The following is a 2,674-nucleotide window of genomic DNA, read 5'->3' on the forward strand; positions in this document are numbered from 1 at the left end:
AATATGTCGTTATATGTTGATTTATCATCTTGTTGCGCTCCTTTCATGAACTAAGCCACATATTGCCACTGGCGCAAGGAGCACGCAGGGGGCGGCCAATCGCCGCCCCCCCCCCTGCCCCCCCGGACTCTGGCGAACAAAATCGCCGCTGCGCGGTTCCCTCGGCTTATCCCTTGCGGCTACCGGGTCGGGCGCGAGGTAACATCCCTGTAAAACGCGCCCTCAGCCCACATCCATGTGGGCTGCCCCGGCCTCCAGGGAACGCCTCAGCGATTTTGACGCCACCAACAACAGTGCAGTTTGTAATTAAAGCGCAAGAATATCTTTAAATGAAAATGAATACCCTACCGATCCTTATGAATAACATTTCCTTTTAATTGCAACTTTACTCGTCCTTCCGCTTTCAGTAGTGTGTCATCGCGCATTTCGACTTCTTCTTTGCAAGGACTGGGTTTTCATGTTTTCTGGGCTGTTAATCATTCTGGTTCCCCTGATTGTGGGTTACCTCATTCCGCTTCGCCAAAAAGCTGCGTTAAAACGCATTAATCAGCTATTAAGCTGGATGGTCTATCTCATTCTCTTTTTTATGGGCATCAGTCTGGCGTTTCTTGATAATCTCGCCAGTAATCTGTTGGCGATCCTGCATTATTCCGCCGTTAGCATTACCGTTATTTTGCTGTGTAATATTGTCGCCCTGATGTGGCTGGAGCGCGGTCTGCCGTGGCGCAACAACCACCAGCAAGAGAAATTGCCGTCACGTATTGCGATGGCGCTGGAGTCGCTAAAACTGTGCGGCGTGGTGGTGATTGGTTTTGTCATTGGCCTTAGTGGTTTTGCTTTCTTACAACACGCTACTGAAGCCAGCGAATACACACTAATTCTGTTACTTTTTCTCGTCGGGATTCAGCTACGCAACAATGGCATGACCTTAAAACAAATTATCCTTAATCGCCGCGGAATAATCGTCGCGGCGGTCGTCGTAGCAAGTTCTTTAATTGGCGGTTTAATTAACGCCTTTATTCTTGATCTCCCCATCAACACCGCACTGGCAATGGCCTCCGGTTTCGGCTGGTATTCACTTTCTGGCATTTTGCTGACCGAATCTTTTGGTCCGGTAATCGGTAGTGCGACGTTTTTTAATGATCTGGCGCGAGAACTGCTCGCCATCATGTTGATTCCCGGCCTGATACGCCGCAGTCGCTCCACTGCACTCGGCTTATGCGGTGCCACATCAATGGATTTCACTCTGCCCGTACTCCAGCGAACCGGCGGCTTAGAGATGATCCCGGCGGCGATTGTTCACGGCTTTATTCTTAGCCTGTTAGTGCCGATTCTCATCGCCCTTTTCTCTGCCTGATACCTCTCTGGCGGTAGATCTCTGCCGCCAAAATTGCGCTAAATCAATCTCCCTTAAAGTTGCAGCAAAAATCACTTTTATCCCTGCATTAAGCGTCTTAACCTTAAACATGTATATTAAATATAACTTTAAAAGGTGTGATCATGTTTTGTGTGCAATGTGAACAAACAATCCGTACTCCGGCAGGAAACGGCTGCTCATACGCGCAGGGGATGTGTGGTAAAACGGCGGAAACCTCTGACCTTCAGGATTTACTCATCGCGGCGCTGCAAGGGCTTTCTGCCTGGGCGGTAAAAGCGCGTGAATACGGCATCATCAACCACGATGTAGATAGCTTCGCGCCGCGTGCTTTTTTCTCAACCCTGACCAACGTTAACTTCGATTCTCCGCGTATTGTCGGCTACGCCCGTGAAGCCATTGCTCTGCGTGAAGCGCTGAAAGCGCAATGTCTGGCAGTGGATGCAAACGCTCATGTCGATAACCCGATGGCTGACCTGCAACTGGTGAGCGACGATCTCGGCGAGCTGCAACGTCAGGCGGCGGAATTTACGCCAAATAAAGATAAAGCAGCGATTGGCGAAAACATTCTCGGCCTGCGTCTACTCTGCCTGTATGGCCTGAAAGGTGCGGCGGCCTATATGGAACACGCGCACGTTCTCGGTCAATACGACAATGATATTTACGCCCAGTACCATAAGATCATGGCGTGGCTGGGGACCTGGCCTGCCGATATGAACGCGCTTCTCGAATGTTCAATGGAAATCGGCCAGATGAACTTCAAAGTGATGAGCATTCTGGACGCAGGCGAAACCGGTAAATACGGTCACCCGACGCCAACTCAAGTGAACGTGAAAGCGACGGCGGGCAAATGTATCCTGATTTCCGGCCACGATCTCAAAGATCTCTACAATCTGCTGGAACAAACCGAAGGCACGGGCGTTAACGTCTACACTCACGGTGAAATGCTGCCAGCCCACGGCTACCCGGAACTGCGTAAGTTTAAACATCTGGTCGGTAACTACGGCAGCGGCTGGCAGAATCAGCAAGTTGAGTTCGCTCGTTTCCCGGGCCCTATCGTGATGACCTCTAACTGCATCATCGACCCAACCGTAGGCGCGTATGATGATCGTATCTGGACCCGCAGCATCGTTGGCTGGCCGGGCGTTCGCCATCTGGATGGCGAGGATTTCTCGCCGGTCATCGCCCAGGCGCAACAAATGGCAGGCTTCCCGTACAGCGAAATTCCGCATCTGATCACCGTTGGTTTTGGTCGTCAGACGCTGCTTGGCGCAGCGGATACGCTGATTGATCTGGTGA

At 51.3% G+C, this 2,674-nt stretch carries 2 protein-coding genes; both read left to right on the forward strand.

All coding sequences use genetic code 11. From position 1 onward, the window contains the following. The first annotated feature begins 457 nt into the window (after positions 1 to 457). Positions 458 to 1,357 carry an L-lysine exporter LysO gene (gene lysO / locus EA14781_RS13980; protein WP_002462423.1) on the forward strand — a complete coding sequence of 300 codons (900 nt, stop codon included), beginning with the start codon at positions 458 to 460 and terminating at the stop codon, positions 1,355 to 1,357. Positions 1,358 to 1,500: 143 nt separating this feature from the next. Next, positions 1,501 to 2,674: hydroxylamine reductase (gene hcp / locus EA14781_RS13985; RefSeq protein ID WP_042335788.1), on the forward strand; the 1,174-nt coding region annotated here is incomplete at its 3' end.

It is taken from the genome of Escherichia albertii NBRC 107761 = DSM 17582, assembly GCF_000759775.1.
Taxonomy (GTDB): domain Bacteria; phylum Pseudomonadota; class Gammaproteobacteria; order Enterobacterales; family Enterobacteriaceae; genus Escherichia; species Escherichia albertii.